Origin of the sequence: Natronococcus sp. A-GB1 (genome assembly GCF_029688845.1) — an archaeon.
Classification (GTDB): Archaea; Halobacteriota; Halobacteria; order Halobacteriales; family Natrialbaceae; genus Natronococcus.
Genome location: NZ_JARUKW010000020.1, coordinates 48,275 through 64,106, shown reverse-complemented (window position 1 = coordinate 64,106; position 15,832 = coordinate 48,275). Strand labels below are relative to the sequence as shown.

The following is a 15,832-nucleotide window of genomic DNA, read 5'->3' as shown; positions in this document are numbered from 1 at the left end:
CGCCGACGCGGTGCGTACACTCGATCGTCGGGTCGCGTCCGTGAAAAGCGAATCGGCACGGCCCGCCCGACAGAGCTACTCGTGAGGGGTGCCAACAGTTGTCGAGCCGGTCCCGGCGGCGGGCGAACCCGGGCCGGTCGCGGCGACGGCGCGCCGTCCAGTCGCCTACTCGCCCTCGACGCCGGTGACGTCGTGGCCGAGTTCCCGAATGTCCTCGAGGATTGCCTCGTGGTCGGCGTCCGCCTCGTAGTAGATGACGATGTCGAAACTCCCCTCCCGGAGCAGCTGCTGGCACTCCCAGACGAACTCCTCGTCCTCGAGCGTGAGCCCCTGGTGCTGGTTCGAGGAGAAGTCGGGGTCGTCGTTGCCCGAGTAGACGTAGCAGTCCTTCGGGTCGTGCCCCGAGTGCTCGGCGATGATGTCGCCGACGTCGATCGTCGCCTGCATCATCCGCACGTCCTCGCTGCCGTCGTAGTCGGTGTGGACGATCGCGCCGTTGAGTTCGACCTCGCCGGGCTCGAGCAACGCCTTCGTTCGCCGGTAGAGATCGTCGTCGAGTGTGTCGCTCATCGGCCGAGACGAGAACCTCCGACCTGATAGCGGTCACGATTGCTTTCTGTGTGTCAGTGCGTATCGATACCGCTGAGTAACACACAAGACACATACTTCTGGTCCTCGTCACGTCGAGTGATGAATCGGTGGCTCCGTGAGCGCGTGGACGCGGCGTACGAGCAGCTCCTCTCGAGGGAGATCGACGGTGTGCCGACCCACGTCGCCGTGATTCAGGATGGAAACCGTCGGTACGCACGCCGGCAGGGAGCGGACGCGACTGACGGCCACCGCGCGGGCGCCGAGACGACCGAGCGCGTCCTCGAGTGGTGTCAGGAGGTCGGCGTCGAGGAACTCACCCTCTACGCGTTCTCGACGGAGAACTTCGATCGCCCGGCCGAGGAGCGCGAGGCGCTGTACGACCTGCTCTGTGAGAAGCTCCGGGAGTTCGCCGACGCCGAGCGCGTCCACGACAACGGCGTCAAGATCCGCGCGCTCGGCGCGGTCGACCGACTTCCCGACCGGGTCCAGGAAACCGTCGACTACGCCGAGGAGCGAACCGCCGACTACGACCAGTTCGTGCTCAACGTCGCGCTGGCCTACGGCGGCCGCTCGGAACTCCTCGAGGCAGCCCGCGGCGTCGCGAAAGACGTCGAGGAAGGCGAGGTCGACCCCGAGGAGATCGACGTCGAGGCGATCGAACGCCGGCTGTACGACGAGCCGGTTCGGGACGTCGATCTTATCATCCGAACCGGGGGCGACGAGCGGACCTCGAACTTCTTGCCCTGGCACGCCAACGGCAACGAGGCCGCCGTCTTTTTCTGTACTCCCTACTGGCCCGAGTTCTCGAAGCCCGACTTCCTGCGCGGAATCCGGACGTACGAACACCGCCAGGAGTCCTGGCGCCGGACCCGCGCCCGCCGGGCGCTGGCCCTGCTCGGGGCGATGAGCGATCCCGAACTCGCGGAGGCCCGCTCGATCGTCGACCGGTTCCGCGACTCGCTGCCGACCGCCGAACAGCCCGACGAGGACGAACTCGAGGGAGTCGACTCGAGCGGTCCCGCCGCGGACTGAGTCCGCCGTGTCTCGAAACCTACAATCGGACGGGACCCCAACGTCGGATATGGACCGCCAGCTCGCGGTCGGACTCGCCGCGACGGGGGCCGGACTCGCGTCGTTTTTGGCACTCGGAGCCGCTGGCGTGCTTCGCCACCCCCAGACGGCCGCCGACTACACCCAGCCCGCGGAGTTTCTCGCGATCGGCGGCGGCTTCTTCCTGCTGACCGTCGGAATCCTCGTGACGCTGTTCGCCTACGTCGAGTTTCCGGACCCCGACCTCGAGCCGTAGCCCGTTGCGAACGGAGTTGCCGCCCGGACCGACCGCAGCGACTTTTGCCCGCCCGGAGCGACCCTCGTACAATGGATTCGAAGCTCGAGACCGCGTCGCTCACGAGGGTCGTCGGCGGTGAACCGATCGTCGAGGACGTCTCGCTTCGCGTCGCGACGTCGACGGTTCTCGCGGTCGTCGGCTCCTCGGGAGCCGGGAAGTCCTCGTTTTTGCGGCTGCTCAACCGTCTGGACGAACCGACCGCCGGGACGGTGTACCTCGATGGGGTCGACTACCGCGAGGTCGATCCCCAGGAGCTGCGGCGACGGATCGGCCTCGTCCCCCAAGAGTCGGCGCTCCGTCCCGGAACCGTCCGGGAGAACGTCGCCGCGAGCGATCTGATTCGGGACCAACCGGTCGACGACGAACGCGTCGCAAAGCTCCTCGAGCGGGTGCAGCTACCGAACGCCGCGGAACGGGACGTCGAGGACCTCTCCGGCGGCCAGCAACAGCGCGTCGCAGTTGCCCGGACCCTCTACGTGGATCCCGAGGTCCTCCTGCTCGACGAGCCGACCTCCCACCTCGATTCGGAGACGGAAGCGCGGGTCGAGGAGCTCCTCGGCGACCTGATCCGAACGGAGGGGCTGACCTGCGTGCTCGTCACCCACGACACCGCCCAGGCCGAGCGCCTCGGCGACCACGTCGCCGAGTTCGAGGACGGACGGGTGGTTGCCGAGGGACGTCCCGAGGAGGTCCTCGCGTGACCGACCCGGGTCTCGAGCGGGTCCTCGAGCACGCGGCCGATCCGGTCATCGTCACGGGGTTCGTCCAGATCGCGATCGCGGCGGCGCTGACGGCGGTCGTTCTGGGGATCATCTACGCCCGTCAGCTCGGGTTCGAGCGGGAGATCGTCGCGATGGCCGTCCGCGGGCTGGTCCAGGTGGTGGCCGCCGGCGCGGTGATCAGCCTGCTGCTGGCGGCGCATCTCGCCTGGGCGGCCGTCGTTCTCGCCTTTATGATCGTCGTCGCCGCCTACATTTCCTACAAGCGGGGAACGGCGCTACCGGGCGTGTTCGGGACGTCGCTGGCCTCGATCGGGTTCGGCGCGGGGCTCACGATCGTGGCGATGGCCGCCGCCGGCGCCATCGAGATGACGATGCGTGATCTGCTGGTCATCGGAAGCATGGTCATCGCCAACGCGATGCAGACGAACTCGCTCGCGCTCGACCGGTTCACCGGAGAGATCGCCTCGAACCGGGCGGAGATCGAGGCGCTGTTGAGCGTCGGCGCCTCTCCGGACGAGGCCGTCACCGAGTACGTCTCGACCAGCGTTTACGCGGCGCTGATCCCGACGATCGACGGGATCAAGAGCCTCGGCGTCGTCAAGATTCCGGGATTGATGGCGGGGATGATCATCGCCGGCGAGAACCCGATCTACGCCGCGCAGTACCAGTTCGCCATCATGCTGATGCTGTTCGCCGCCGGCGGGCTCACCGTCGTCGCCAACACCGTCCTGCTCAGCCGTCGGGTGTTCACCGACGCGAAACAGCTCGACGAGGCGGTCGTCGACGCGATCGACGAGTGAGACGGATGGAAGTCCGTCCGAACTACCGGCCGAACCGCCTCGAGCGGTTACAGTACTCCCGGACCGCCCGCAGGAAGTCCCGCTTGCGGAAGTCCCGCCAGTTGACGTCGGTGAAGTAGAGCTCGGAGTAGACCGACTGCCAGATCATGAAATCCGAGAGCCGTTCGGCGCCCGTTTTGATCACCAGGTCGGGCTCGGCGGGGAAGACGAGGTGGTCTTCGACGCGCTCGTCGTCGATCTCGTCGGGCTCGAGTTCGCCGGCGTCGACGCTCTCGGCCAGCGTTCGAACGGCGCTCGTGAACTCGTGTTTCCCGCCGAGACCGATCCCGATCTGGATCGGGGCGTCGGCCCGGCTGGGATCGTCGGGCGTGCGAACGGCGACCTCGCGAGGAGCGTCGACGGCCTCGAGCTCCCGCCGCAGGGCGGGGATGGCAGCGGCGTCGAGGACGCTGACGTAGACCGTCACGCGGGTGGCGTACTCGAACGCCCAGTCGAAAAACGCCGAGAGCGTCTCGTAGGCCCCGCGCTCGAGCAGGTCGCGTTCGGTGATCACGAGCGCGACGTGGTCGGGGCTGTCGGCGTCGTGACGACCGATGCGAACGGAGAGGTAGCGCTCGTACAGACCCACGCCCTCCCGTTTCCGGGCCGGTGGCATACCGGTTACGGGTTCGATCCGGGTCAGTCAGACGCCCGATTCAGCCCCGCTACCTGCCACAAATCGGGCTCGAGCCGGTTCACGAAGGTTCAAGTAATCCCCACAGAAAGGTCCGATTACCGTGACAGAACCCGTCCGGCGAGCCGGCGTCTTCGCGCTGCTGTGTACGCTCTCGCTCGCCGTACCGCTTCTCGGCCCCGAGATCGCGGCGGCGCTGGCCGCAGTCGTCCTGCTCGGAGCGGTTGCCGTTACGGACGGACCGATCTTCGACCTGCTCGCCTATCCCGACGACTACGAGGAGGGGCGCCTCTACGGGCTCATCGCGTTCGTCCTCGCTGGCGTCGCGCTCGGCTTGCTCGCCGTCCAGTCCTCGATGACGAGCGCGATATTCGTCGGGACGGTGTTTCTGATCGGCTACGGGAACTTCGGCGAGCGTCTCGTCCGAACGCGAAGCGACAGCGACGTCGTCCACGCCGCGGGGTTCTGTCTCGTCGCGACCGTCGCGGCCGTCGTCGGCCAGGCGGCGACGGTCGCCGTTACCGGCGACTCGATCCCGTCTGCCCTGCCGATGATCCTGTTTCTCGCCGCCAGCGGCGCGCTGCTCGCCGCGCTCCTCCGTGACGTCCTGTTGCTCTACGACGATCCCGTCGTCATGCTGTCGGTCGGACTGTTGCTCTGGCTGCTCGCGGAGCTCGATCCGGCCCTCGGCGCCGCCGAGATCGCGATTGCGCTGGCGATCACCGCCGCGCTCGGCTACGCCTCCTACGCTCTCGAGACGGCGTCGATCGCCGGCATGCTCACCGGTGTCCTGCTCGGCCTGTTGACGATCGTTCTCGGTGGCTACGGCTGGTTCGTCGTTCTCATCTCCTTCTTCGCGATCGGCGGGCTCTCGACGAAGTTCCGCTACGACCGCAAGGAGGATCTTGGCGTCGCCGAGGACAACAACGGCGCCCGCGGCACCGGCAACGTCCTCGGCAACGCGGCCGTCGGGCTCGTCGCCGTACTGGGGTACGCCGCCAGCGAGGCGGCCTTCCTCCCAATCGACGCCGAGCTGTTTCTGTTCGCGTTCGCCGGCTCGGTCGCGACCGCGATGAGCGACACCCTCTCGAGCGAGATCGGCAGCGTCTTCGAGCAGCCGCGGCTGATCACCACGCTTGAGCCCGTCGAGCCCGGTACCGACGGTGGCGTCACCTGGCAGGGGGAGATCGCCGGCGTCGTCGGCGCGACGATCGTCGCGGCCATCTCCTACGCGCTGTTCGCCGAGGTCGGCGTCGTCGGCGCGGCGATTATCGTCGCGGCCGGCTTCATCGGGATGACGGTCGACAGCCTCCTCGGGGCGACCCTCGAGGGGCCGCTGCTGGGCAACCAGGGTGTCAACTTTCTGGCGACGTTATCGGGCGCGATCGTCTGCGCGCTGCTCGGGCTCTCGTTCGCGATTCTCGGCTAATTTTTCTGTTTCGAGCCTTCGCGACGGTCGGCGGTCGAGTCGTCGAACCACGCCGTGGCGCGGAGCTGATCCTCGCCGGTGGCGGCGGTGACGGCGAACATCATCAGCACCCAGACGCCGAGCAGGGCGATCGCGGCGAATGCGGACGGGGACATGATCGTCCGGGCTCGGTTCCGCTCGGGTATCAACTCCTCGGACGGCGAGGGCGCTGCGAGCCACTCACAACCACAGAGAGAAGGGGTTACTCCGTCGGCGGCGCGTCGGCGACGTCGTCGACCGCGTGGACCTGTACCGCCGTCGGTCGCTTGGTGAACTGGCCCAGGGAGCGGGCGACGATCCTGTCGACGCCGCGGTCGGCGGCGAGGTCCAGCAGCCGCTGGTCGAGGATCTCGTCGAGGACGATCGTCGCCGGCACCGTCTCGGCCGCCTCGAGCACGTCGTAGACGTCGCCCGCGGGCGCCTCCTCGAGGACGTCGCCGTCGGCGTCGAGGAACCGAACCTGATCGGTGTCGCCGGCGATCACGACGGTCCCGTGACCGTAGACGGTCTGCGGGCCCTCGTCGACGGACGATTCGGCCGTCGTCGTTTCGGCGTTCGAGGAACTCGTCTCAGTCGCCGACTCGGTTTCCCCGGCAGCGCTCGAGTCCGCTCCGGACGAACGGGTCGCGTCAGCCTGGCGGTTCGACCCGGTCTGGGGGTCGCTCGAGGACTCCTCATCGATCGTGCGGGGCGACGACGCCGGCGGTGCCGGCGTTGCGCTCCCGTCCGTTGCGGCGACCGCCTCCCGGGGCTCGCTGAGTCCGGAGACGCTGTCGTAGGGGACCTTGTTTCGCAGCGCGGCGAACAGCTGGTGGTGGTCGAGTTCCTCGACGGATTCGCCCGCGGGGGCAAAGGCGACGTAGTCGATGTCGCCGACCTGGGAGAGCTCCTCGAAGATCAGGTCGCCGCCCCGATCACCGTCGAGGAAGACGGTGACAGTGCGATGGCGGGTCAGCTCGGCGACCGCGTCGGGAACGTTCGTCCCCTCGACGGCGATAGCGTTCTTGACGCCGTACTTCAGCAGCGTCAGCACGTCCGAGCGCCCCTCGACGACGATGATCGCGTCGCTGTCGGTGACTCGCGGACCGGCGGGCAACCCCTCGTACTCGGTGATATCCTCGACGCGGACGTGCTGGCGAACCTCCGCGAGGATCTCCTCGGAGCTCATCATCGAGTCGTCGAATCCGGTTCGGAGCAGCTCCTTCGCCCGATCGACGACCTCCTTTCGTTTGGCCGTGCGGACGTCCTCGATCTCGCGCACCTCGAGGGAGGCCCGGCAGGGACCGACTCGGGTGATCGTCTCGAGCGAGGCCGCAAGCGTGGCCGTCTCGACTTTGTCGAGACTGGTCGCGATGGTGAGGGTTCCGTGTGACTGACCCTTGGTGCTGGTTATTTCGACGTCGATACGGCCGACTTTCTGTGACTGACGAAGGTCGCGGAGGTCGAGTTCGTCGCCCAGCAGGCCCTCCGTCTGGCCAAAGATCGCACCGACGACGTCGCTTCGCTCGACCACCCCGTCAGCCGTCACGTTCGCGTGGATGTGATATTTCGAGGTGTCTTCCATGGAGATCTGCCCCCGACGGTCCGGGGACGCCGAGACGAGACCGCGCGTCCGGGAAGTTACCTAGAGAGAGGGCAGTGAGACGCAAATAGCTGTTGACCTGGAGACGGCCGAACGGGAAAACAGTCGGGCTCAGTAGGCGGGCCGAGACCAGTACCAGTAGCACGTGACCGCGAGCAACACCGCCAGCCCACCCAGAAAGAACAGCAGTCCGGGCGGCACGGTTGCGAACACCGCCTCCGCGGTCTCGCCGCCCCCGAGGATCGCATCCCCTCCCTCGGCGCCGTCCCCGTTCGGGTCGCGCGTGCCGGGGTCGTCCGCCTGATCCGGCTCGTCGGCGTCCTCGCCGGCGATACCTACGTCCTCGTCTTCGGTCTCCGTATCCTCGGTCGTGACCTCATCACCCGCGGTGTCGGCTGTGTCCCCGTCATCGGCCCCCGGCGCCGTTCCCGCGGCCGCGCCGAACCAGCGGGTGACGCTGTACTGAACGAGCAGACTCGCACCGGCCAGCGCGGTGAGCCCGCCGACGAACCGTGAGAGGGCCGCCCGAAGCTGCGAGGCTTTCGACTCGTCGCTGGTGACGATCAGCGGACCGTCGGTCGCCGCGTACACGCTCATCTCGTTGCCCCGCGAGGAGTACCAGGTGTCGACGACCGTCACTAACCCGGCTTCCTCGAGGTTCTCGAGGTGGTAGCGGACGTTCTGAATCGACGAGTCGATCGCCTCCGCGATATCGCTTGGCGTGCTCGGTTCGTCGTCGACCTGCGCGTAGATCCGGCGGGCGGTCGTCGACGAGAGGGCGCCGAACACCGCGTCGGCGTCCTCCCCCTCGAGGTCGACGATTCGGGGCTGTCCCTCCTCGGACTCCGGCTCCGACCGGAAGGGAAACAGCCGAGCCATGTGTTGTACCCATTCGATTCCCGACACATATACCCCTTTTCCTCGCTGAAATGCCGGTTTCACCCAACAACAGTCGCCGGACGTGACGGGAACTGACCGACCGATGGAAAAAAGTTATTCAATAGTCGGTATCGAACAGAAACAGTTACACACGTAGAGACGAACGGCGACGTATGTCACGCCCGGCGCTGTGGGGATGGATCGCCGTTGCGATCGGACTGAGTGCGCTCACGATCCCGTGGTTTCTCTGGGGCGACGCGACGCTCGTCGCGGGGGTTCCGCTCTGGCTCTGGTGGCATGTCGGCTGGATGGGGCTGGCCTCGCTCGTCTTCTGGCTGTTCGCCCGCCGGTTCTGGGGGCTCGGGATCGAATCCGACGGCGACTCGAGCGGCGGTTCTCCAGGTTCGGGCTCGAGGGTCGACGCCGGGGGTGAGCGGCGGTGACGGTCGCGATCCAGCTCGGGATCATCGTCGGCTACCTCCTGCTGGCGCTCGCGATCGGGCTGGTCGCCTACCGTCTGACCGATCGGACGGCCGAGGACTTCTACCTCGCGAGCCGTACGGTGGGGACGATCGTCCTACTGTTTACGACGTTCGCGACGCTGCTGTCGGCGTTTACGTTCTTCGCGGGACCGAACGTCGCCTACGAGCAGGGTCCCGAGTGGGTGCTGGTCATGGGGCTGATGGACGGAATCATCTTCGCGATCCTCTGGTACGTGATCGGCTACAAACAGTGGCTGCTCGGCCGACAGTACGACTACGTCACCCTCGGCGAGATGCTCGGCGATCGGTTCGCCTCCCGCCGACTCAGGGGACTCGTCGCGGGCGTCAGCCTGCTCTGGCTGTTTCCGTACGTGATGCTCCAGCAGGTCGGCGCCGGCACCGCCTTACAGGCGCTGACCGAGGGGACGGTCCCGTACGCCGTCGGCGCCGGACTGATCACCGCCTTCATGATCCTCTACGTCGTCGTCGCCGGCTTCCGGGGGATCGCCTGGACGGACACCCTCCAGGGCGCGTTCATGCTCGTCACCACCTGGATCGCGCTCGTCTGGGTGCTCGCCGTCGTCGGCGGCCCGAGCGCGGCCTCGAGCGCGCTCGAGGCCGAAGCGGCCCACCACCTCGCGCTGGGAAGCGACTTCTACACCGTCCAGTGGATGCTCTCGACGGCGATCACGATCGGCTTCGGCGTCGCGATGTTCCCGCAGGTGAACCAGCGCTTCTTCGCCGCGGGCTCGAAGACGGTGCTCAAACGATCGTTCGCGCTCTGGCCGCTGCTGTGCGTGTTGTTGTTCGTCCCCTCGTTCTTACTCGGCGCGTGGGCCCGCGGGCTCGACGTCACGATTTCCGAAGGCGAGAACGTCCTCCCCGTGATCCTCGCCGAGTTCACACCAGTCTGGTTCGCCGCGCTGGTCATCGCCGGCGCGATGGCCGCGATGATGTCCTCGTCGGACTCGATGCTGCTGTCGGGCTCGTCGTACTTCACGCGGGATCTGTACCGCCCGTTCGTCGAGAGCGACCTCTCCGAGCGCCGCGAGGACCTGCTGGCTCGGATCGGCGTCGTCGGCTTCGCAACCGCTTCCTTCCTCGCGAGCCTCTGGAACCCCGCCACGCTGTTCGAACTCGGCGACGCCGCCTTCAGCGGCTTTGCCCAGCTGGCCCTCCCCGTGATGGTTGCGCTCTACTGGCGGAAGACGACCCGGGCCGGGATCACGGCAGGGATCCTCGCCAGCCAGGCGTTCTACCTCTCGAGTCTCTTCACCGCCGTCGTTCCGAGCGCGTACGCCGGCTGGACGGCAGGTCTCGTCGGGATGGGACTCGGGCTCGTCGTCACCGTCGGCGTCTCGCTGCTGACGACGCCCGCGGCCGACGAGCGGCGGACGATCTACTTCGACGGGCTCGAGGCGGACTGATACCGACCGCTGTACGTCGTTTCCGGTGCGACCGAAGAACGCGTGGCGGTCGCGCCGGCAAATCGTCACAGCATTCCGTACGACGGCGCGGCGGCACACGAGAGCAACACACCGAAAGGGGGTGACTGCGTACCGCTCGTCATGACGTCTGCGCTGCCGGAAGCCGTCCCCGGAACGTGGCACCGCGCCGGAACCCGGACGGGGAAGTCGAACGTCCTGATCGCGACGATCACCGCTGAAACGACCGTCTACGAACCCGCCGAGGAGGCAGCGTCCCTCGCGGCACTCGGTGCGAGCGACGTCCCCGTCCGGTCGCTGTTCACCGTCGATATGCAGTTTTCACCGTCGCTGTCGGTCGTCGGCGTCTCGCCCAAGAGCGTCCTGTCGACCGCAGCGCCGAAGGCGAGGCGCCAGTTCGTCGACATCGTCGAGGACGAGGGGGTCGTCGTCGAGGACACCCGCGAGACGCTCTCGTTCGAGCGCCCCGACGGAACGGCGGGACGCTGGTACGTCCTCGACGTCTCCTATCCGCTCTCGCCCGACCTCGAGACCGACCGAGCGACGATCCCTGCCGAGACGAACATCGCAATCTGGCCGACCGACGACGCCTACGGGATGGCCGGCGGAACCCTCCCACTCGAACTACCCGACGGCGTCGCGGAGACCCTCGACGGGCTCGAGGTCGATCCCGAGCGCGATCGCGAGACGATCGCGGCGCTGATTCGGTCGGTCGATCCCGACAGAGCATCCGAGTAGGGGACGAGGAGCGGTCGACCGGAGTATATACTAACGTCTGAAACGATACTGTACCGTTCATCAGCAGTTTCCTGTTCAATAATGTAGTACCCTTATTGTGCTGAGCAACACTCTGTGGCTATGGACGAGGACTTCCGCGAGGTCACAGCCCTCCTCGAGAGCGGCGACGGCGAGAGCGCGGAGGCGCTTCTCGACCGGCTCCCGGTCGGCGTATACGTACTCGACGCCGACCTCGAGTGCGTCTTCGCCAACGATCGGGTCGGCGAGTTTCTCGACACCGACCGAACGGAGACGCCGATCGCGGAACGGCTTCGTTCGCGGTTCGACGACGCACACGAACGGGCACTCGAGAACGGGGAGTCGATCACGGCCGACACCTACCACGAGCCCGCCGAGACCTGGCTCGAGGTGCGCCTCGAGCCCACCGGCTCGGGTCTGACGGGCTGTCTCCGGGACGTGAGTAGACGGAGGGAACGCGAGCGGCGCTTCGAGCGCCAGCGCGAACGAATGGAGGCGCTGAACGGCGTCTACGAGGTCATGCGGGCGATCAACGACGTGGTCGTTACCGACGCGAGCCGGGCGGAGCTCGAGCGGACGACCTGCGAGACGCTGGCGGACACGCCGGGGTACGAGTTCGCGTTCGTGGCCGGCGTCGACTCGGCGACAGGGGAGATAACCCAGCGGATCGAGGCCGGCATCGAGGGCTACGTCGAACGCATTCCGCTCTCGACCGATCCCGACGAGCCGTCGGGTCGGGGACCGGCCGGGCGGGCGATCCGAACGCAGCGGCTGCAGGTGTCGAACGACGTTCTCACCGACCCCGATTTCGAGCCCTGGCGCGAGGACGCCCGCGAGCTCGGCTACCGATCGGCCGCCGCGATCCCGATCGTCCACGGCGGCGGCCTCTACGGCGTCCTCGGCGTGACGAGCGCACACCGACATGCCTTCACCGAAGAGGTCGGCGAGGGGATCGGTCAGCTCGGCGAGATCCTCGGCCACGCGATCGCCGCCATCGAGCGCAAGCGCGCCCTGATGGGCGATCAGCTGATCGAGCTCGAGTACGAGATCAAGAACGCGGTCGACATGTTCGACGGCCCGGAGATGACCGACCGACACGTCTCGTTCGAACGGGTCGTTCGGGTCGACGACGAGCAGTTTCTCGAGTACGGCGTGACGAGCGTCGAGGCGTTCCCGGAGGTCGAGACGCTGGTCGAGCGGGTCCCCCACTGGGAGGACGTGACCGTCCTCGACGAATCGGCGGGCGAGATCACGTTCGAGCTCACGATCACGTCGCCGCCGCTGTTCTCGGTCGTCGCCTCCCACGGCGGCTACGTCGAGTCCGCCGCCATCGACGGCGGCGACTACCGGATGACGATCCACCTGCCCGAGAGCGCGGACATCCGGGCCGCGACCGAGGCGATCCAGGACGTGTACCCGGACGCGACGAACGTCGCCCGGCGGCAGGTGACGCCCTCGAACGAGTCGATCGCGCAGATCCAGGACCACCTCTACGGCGTCCTGACCGACCGCCAGCGCACCGTGCTCGAGACGGCCTACTACGCCGGTTTCTTCGAGTGGCCCCGACACAGCTCCGGCGAGGATATTTCCGAGACGCTCGGCATCACGCCCGCGACCTTCCACGAACACCTCCGCTCGGCCCAGCAGAAGATCGCCGCGGCGGTCGTCGACGAACCCGATACGACGCGAACCGACGTCGAATCCGCCCGCCCGTCGACGGACGACTCGAGGTGATCGATCACGACGGTTCTCACTGGTTTCATTACGACGCCGACGAAGTATCGGCCATGCAAACGCACATCGTCCCGGTCGGCTTCGACTACGACCGGCTGATCGCGCCGCTGGTCCGCGATCAGATCGACGTCGACCGCGTCATCCTGCTCGAGGGCGCCGTCGGCAGCGAGGCAAACGTCGAGTACTCCAGACACCTCTCGGAGAAGCTCGAGACCGACTTCCGAAACCTGCTGGGCGCCGAGACAGAACGGTTCGTCCTCGAGGACGTCTACGACTACGACGAGGCGTTCGAGCAGGCGTACAACCTAATCAGCGCCGAACTCGATCGAGGCCACGAGGTCTGGGTCAACGTCGCTGCGATGCCCCGCACGGTCAGCTTCGCGTTCGCGACCGCAGCCAACTCGCTGATGGTCGAACGCCAGGAGGATCGCGAGTCGATCCACACCTACTACACCGCCCCGGAGAAGTACCTGGAGACGGAACTCGCCGAGGAGCTGCGCGAGGGGATCGACCTGCTCCGGGATCTCGAGCGCGAGGGCGATCTCGAGGACGAACGGATCGAGAGACGCCTCGAGAGCGCCCGCTCGCTGCTCGCGGAGTTCGACGAGCGCGGGACGACGATCGGCGCCAAGGAGATCGACGGCCACCACGTCGTCGAGCTGCCGGTCGCCTCCTTCTCGAACGTCAAGCCGTTCGAGGAGCTCATCCTGTACAAGCTCGGCGAGGACGGCGAGTTCGCCTCGGTTTCCGAGCTCGCTGAGGCGCTGGCCCGCGAGTTGAACGAGGAGTACACCGACAGCTTCCGCTCGAAGGTGATCTACAACGTCGATCGGCTCGGCCCCGGCGGGAAGGGGTACATCGAGCGCGAGGAACACGGGAAATCGTATCGGACACGACTCTCGCGAATCGGCGAGCTGTGGGTGCGGGCGCACTCGAACTCGACCGGAGAGGACTGACTGAAGTCGGGAGCGCGTGCTTCGAGTGTGTCGGTACCGACTCGAAAACCGCCGCTGGCGATCGCGTTCCCGAGAGTAGGCCCCTACGAATCAGCCGACATGCGTTACCGTTCGCCGGCGTCGTCGGCCCGGCCCTCGAACCAGAAGTAGCCGTCCTCGTCGATCCGTCCGAGGTCGCCAGTCAGGTACCAGTCGCCGACGAACGCCTCGTCGGTGCGCTCGGGGTCCTCCCAGTACCCCAGGAAAAAGGATGGGAACTCCCCTTTGACGGCTATCTCGCCGGTTTCACCGACCTCGAGTTCGTCGCCGGTGTCGGGATCGACCACGCTGGCCTCGACGCCGGGCAGCGGTTTCCCCATGCTGCCCGGTCTGGTCTCGATCGAGGGGTAGGTGTTGATCAGCATGTTCCCCGTCTCGGCCTGGCCGTAGCTGTCGGCGATCGGCGTTCCCAGCGCCTGCTCGCCCCACTCGATCAGCTCGGCCTCGAGGGGGTCGCCGGTGCTCATCGCCCGATGGAGGTCCAGATCGTCGGGCTCGAGGTCGTCGGCCTCCTCGCGCAGCCGACGGTAGTGGACGGGAACTCCCGAGAGCACGGTGACGGGGAACTCCTCGAGCAGGGCGGTCCAGGTGTCGGGATCGAACCCACCGCCGTAGGCGAGAATGCTGTGGCCCCAGAACCAGACGCCCAGCGCGTTGACGGGCGCGGTGAGCCACCCCCGGTCGCCGGCCCCCCAGTAAAGGTCAGTCTCGTGTTGCTGGAGGTCCGCAGCGTACAGCTGGGCCGCGGCGACGCCGACGATCCAGCGGTGGCCGTGGACGATTCCCTTCGCCGACCCCGTGGCACCGCTGGTGTAGTACAGCAACGCGGGGTCCGAGCCCTCGGTCCGGACGGTCTCGTACTCGTTTTCGGCCCGGTCCATCGCTTCGTAGTAGCTGACGTCGCCCCGGCGAACGCCGACGCCGTCGTCGCTGACGACGATCACGTGCTCGACCGAGGGGACGTCCTCGAGGGCCGTCTCGAGGGTATCGCGGTTCTCGGGCGTCGTGACGACGACGCTCGCTTCGGCATCGGCGAGCCGGTAGGCGACCTCCTCGGGGCCGAGCTGCGGCTCGATCCCGCCGTAGACGCAGCCGGCCTTCAGGGAGCCAAGCATCGCGACGTACTGCTCGGGGATTCGGGGCGTGTAGCCGAAGACGCGGTCGCCCCGCTCGACCCCGAGGGTCTCGAGGACGTTCGCGAACCCGTTCGACCACTGCGCGAGCTCCCAGAACGTGATCCGCTCGCGCTCGCCGTCGTCCCCGACGAAGTACAGCGCGACGGTGCCGCGGTCGGTCCGGTAGCGGTCACAGACCTCGTGGGCGACGTTGATCTCGTCGGGCGCGCCCCAGTCGGCGTCGGCGTAGATGCTGTCCCACTCGAAAACCTCCGAGAGCCCCTCGTAGTCGGCCAGGTTCGGTGCCGTCTCCATGCACGAAACACCCACGTGAACGATCATAACTCATCGGACGGCACGGGCGGGTGGTTCGACCCGGTCTCGGATCGAGTGCATCCTTCGAAAACGACAACGAACGACTCGGTCGAAGAGTTAGACGAACGAAACCGCGTCCGGGAGCGGCAGGAGCGGAACCGCGAACAGCCCGGTGAGCGTGGCGAGTCCGACGAGGACCGTCACCATGATCAGCGGGACGTTCGTTCGTCCGAGCAGGCTTCCGAGATCGCCGGTCATACTCGAGAGCGAGGGCGTCGAACTCGTTCGCAGGATCGCCAGCTCGAGGCCGAACAGGGCGACGGTCGCGCCGGCGGACACCATACAGAACGGGCAGATCTCGCCGATCACGCCCAGCTGCAGGTAGACGAAGTACGACGAGAAGACCACGCCGCTCGCGGTGATCGGCGTCAGGATCTTGATCACCAGCGGATGGCGGGTGTCGAACCACCAGAGCGCGAGTCCGATCGTCGTCAGGTAGTAGAACCCGCCGAGCGTCGCGAGCGGAACACCGAAGACGTACGCCCATGGACTCGTGATCACTTCGATGCTTCCCTGGACCGGTGCGTCAGGAGGTATTGCTGGAAGTGCGAACAGGTGGATCGCCGTCAGCATGACCGTCACCAGCCACCCGACTACGGCAACGATCGTGAACGCGCCAAACAGGCTCGTCACCTTCGGGGAGTACTCCCACTCGTAGTCGAACGGTAGTCGTCGAGGGTTTTCAGCCGACATACAATACTACCTCCGTCCCCCAGTGTAATAAGTATTGCTCAAACAACCCAATTTCAAACAATAGTTCCCGGGCAGATCTGGGATGCAGTGCATTTATCGCACCAAATACGTTCTATTGCCACTTCAGGCGACGACATGTTTTGTGCATTTCACACAATAACATTCGAGCTACTG

General features: G+C 66.8%; 17 protein-coding genes. 10 read left to right on the top strand and 7 right to left on the bottom strand.

Features of this window, described 5'->3' with window-relative positions; genetic code table 11:
• Positions 1-165 precede the first annotated feature (165 nt).
• Complete coding sequence (locus QA600_RS19405) at positions 166-570, bottom strand: DUF5778 family protein (protein ID WP_278293581.1); 405 nt, start codon at positions 568-570, stop codon at positions 166-168.
• Positions 571-690: 120 nt separating this feature from the next.
• Here QA600_RS19405 and uppS point away from each other — a divergent pair, with 120 nt between their 5' ends.
• The 4 genes from uppS to QA600_RS19385 all read left to right on the top strand — a co-directional run bounded on the left by uppS (position 691) and on the right by QA600_RS19385 (position 3,461).
• On the top strand, positions 691-1,623 hold the full coding sequence (gene uppS, locus QA600_RS19400; RefSeq protein WP_278293580.1) for a polyprenyl diphosphate synthase: 933 nt from the start codon (positions 691-693) through the stop codon (positions 1,621-1,623).
• 49 nt (positions 1,624-1,672) lie between these two features.
• Positions 1,673-1,897 carry a hypothetical protein gene (locus tag QA600_RS19395; RefSeq protein ID WP_278293579.1) on the top strand — a complete coding sequence of 75 codons (225 nt, stop codon included), beginning with the start codon at positions 1,673-1,675 and terminating at the stop codon, positions 1,895-1,897.
• 71 nt (positions 1,898-1,968) lie between these two features.
• Entirely contained in the window at positions 1,969-2,640 is a 672-nt protein-coding gene (locus QA600_RS19390) for an ATP-binding cassette domain-containing protein (RefSeq protein ID WP_278293578.1), read from the top strand.
• Complete coding sequence (locus QA600_RS19385; RefSeq protein WP_005556326.1) at positions 2,637-3,461, top strand: ABC transporter permease; 825 nt, start codon at positions 2,637-2,639, stop codon at positions 3,459-3,461. The genes QA600_RS19390 and QA600_RS19385 overlap by 4 nt, the downstream gene beginning before the upstream one ends.
• 22 nt (positions 3,462-3,483) lie before the next feature.
• On the opposite strand, the gene QA600_RS19380 is transcribed toward QA600_RS19385, so the two are convergent.
• On the bottom strand, positions 3,484-4,089 hold the full coding sequence (locus QA600_RS19380) for an undecaprenyl diphosphate synthase family protein (protein WP_278293596.1): 606 nt from the start codon (positions 4,087-4,089) through the stop codon (positions 3,484-3,486).
• A gap of 148 nt (positions 4,090-4,237) precedes the next feature.
• Between QA600_RS19380 and QA600_RS19375 the strand changes: the two genes are divergently transcribed.
• Positions 4,238-5,563, top strand: coding sequence for a DUF92 domain-containing protein (locus QA600_RS19375; protein WP_278293577.1), 1,326 nt, complete (start codon positions 4,238-4,240; stop codon positions 5,561-5,563).
• Here QA600_RS19375 and QA600_RS19370 read toward each other — a convergent pair.
• From QA600_RS19370 to QA600_RS19360, 3 genes are all read right to left on the bottom strand, one after another.
• Positions 5,560-5,718: a hypothetical protein gene (locus QA600_RS19370; RefSeq protein WP_278293576.1), complete on the bottom strand. Its 159-nt coding sequence runs from the start codon at positions 5,716-5,718 to the stop codon at positions 5,560-5,562. The genes QA600_RS19375 and QA600_RS19370 overlap by 4 nt on opposite strands.
• 86 nt (positions 5,719-5,804) lie before the next feature.
• Positions 5,805-7,166, bottom strand: a complete 1,362-nt coding sequence (dnaG, locus tag QA600_RS19365; protein ID WP_278293575.1) for a DNA primase DnaG — start codon at positions 7,164-7,166, stop codon at positions 5,805-5,807.
• A gap of 129 nt (positions 7,167-7,295) precedes the next feature.
• Entirely contained in the window at positions 7,296-8,063 is a 768-nt protein-coding gene (locus tag QA600_RS19360; protein ID WP_278293574.1) for a helix-turn-helix domain-containing protein, read from the bottom strand.
• A 173-nt stretch (positions 8,064-8,236) separates the two neighbouring features.
• Between QA600_RS19360 and QA600_RS19355 the strand changes: the two genes are divergently transcribed.
• The 5 genes from QA600_RS19355 to QA600_RS19335 all read left to right on the top strand — a co-directional run bounded on the left by QA600_RS19355 (position 8,237) and on the right by QA600_RS19335 (position 13,436).
• Positions 8,237-8,506 carry a DUF3311 domain-containing protein gene (locus QA600_RS19355; protein WP_278293573.1) on the top strand — a complete coding sequence of 90 codons (270 nt, stop codon included), beginning with the start codon at positions 8,237-8,239 and terminating at the stop codon, positions 8,504-8,506.
• Positions 8,503-9,972, top strand: coding sequence for a sodium:solute symporter family protein (locus QA600_RS19350; protein ID WP_278293572.1), 1,470 nt, complete (start codon positions 8,503-8,505; stop codon positions 9,970-9,972). The genes QA600_RS19355 and QA600_RS19350 overlap by 4 nt, the downstream gene beginning before the upstream one ends.
• Before the next feature lie 141 nt (positions 9,973-10,113).
• A complete protein-coding gene (locus QA600_RS19345) occupies positions 10,114-10,728 on the top strand; it encodes a hypothetical protein (RefSeq protein ID WP_278293571.1) in 615 nt (204 codons plus the stop codon).
• A gap of 120 nt (positions 10,729-10,848) precedes the next feature.
• Complete coding sequence (locus QA600_RS19340; protein WP_278293570.1) at positions 10,849-12,480, top strand: bacterio-opsin activator domain-containing protein; 1,632 nt, start codon at positions 10,849-10,851, stop codon at positions 12,478-12,480.
• A gap of 53 nt (positions 12,481-12,533) precedes the next feature.
• The gene (locus QA600_RS19335) at positions 12,534-13,436 is read left to right on the top strand and encodes a DUF6293 family protein (protein WP_278293569.1); all 903 of its coding nucleotides are present in this window, start codon (positions 12,534-12,536) and stop codon (positions 13,434-13,436) included.
• A gap of 104 nt (positions 13,437-13,540) precedes the next feature.
• Here QA600_RS19335 and QA600_RS19330 read toward each other — a convergent pair whose 3' ends face one another.
• Positions 13,541-14,905 (bottom strand): AMP-binding protein, encoded by a 1,365-nt coding sequence (locus QA600_RS19330; RefSeq protein WP_345782040.1) that lies wholly within the window; start codon positions 14,903-14,905, stop codon positions 13,541-13,543.
• 117 nt (positions 14,906-15,022) lie between these two features.
• Entirely contained in the window at positions 15,023-15,658 is a 636-nt protein-coding gene (locus tag QA600_RS19325) for a vitamin K epoxide reductase family protein (RefSeq protein ID WP_278293568.1), read from the bottom strand.
• Between the last annotated feature and the right edge of the window lie 174 nt (positions 15,659-15,832).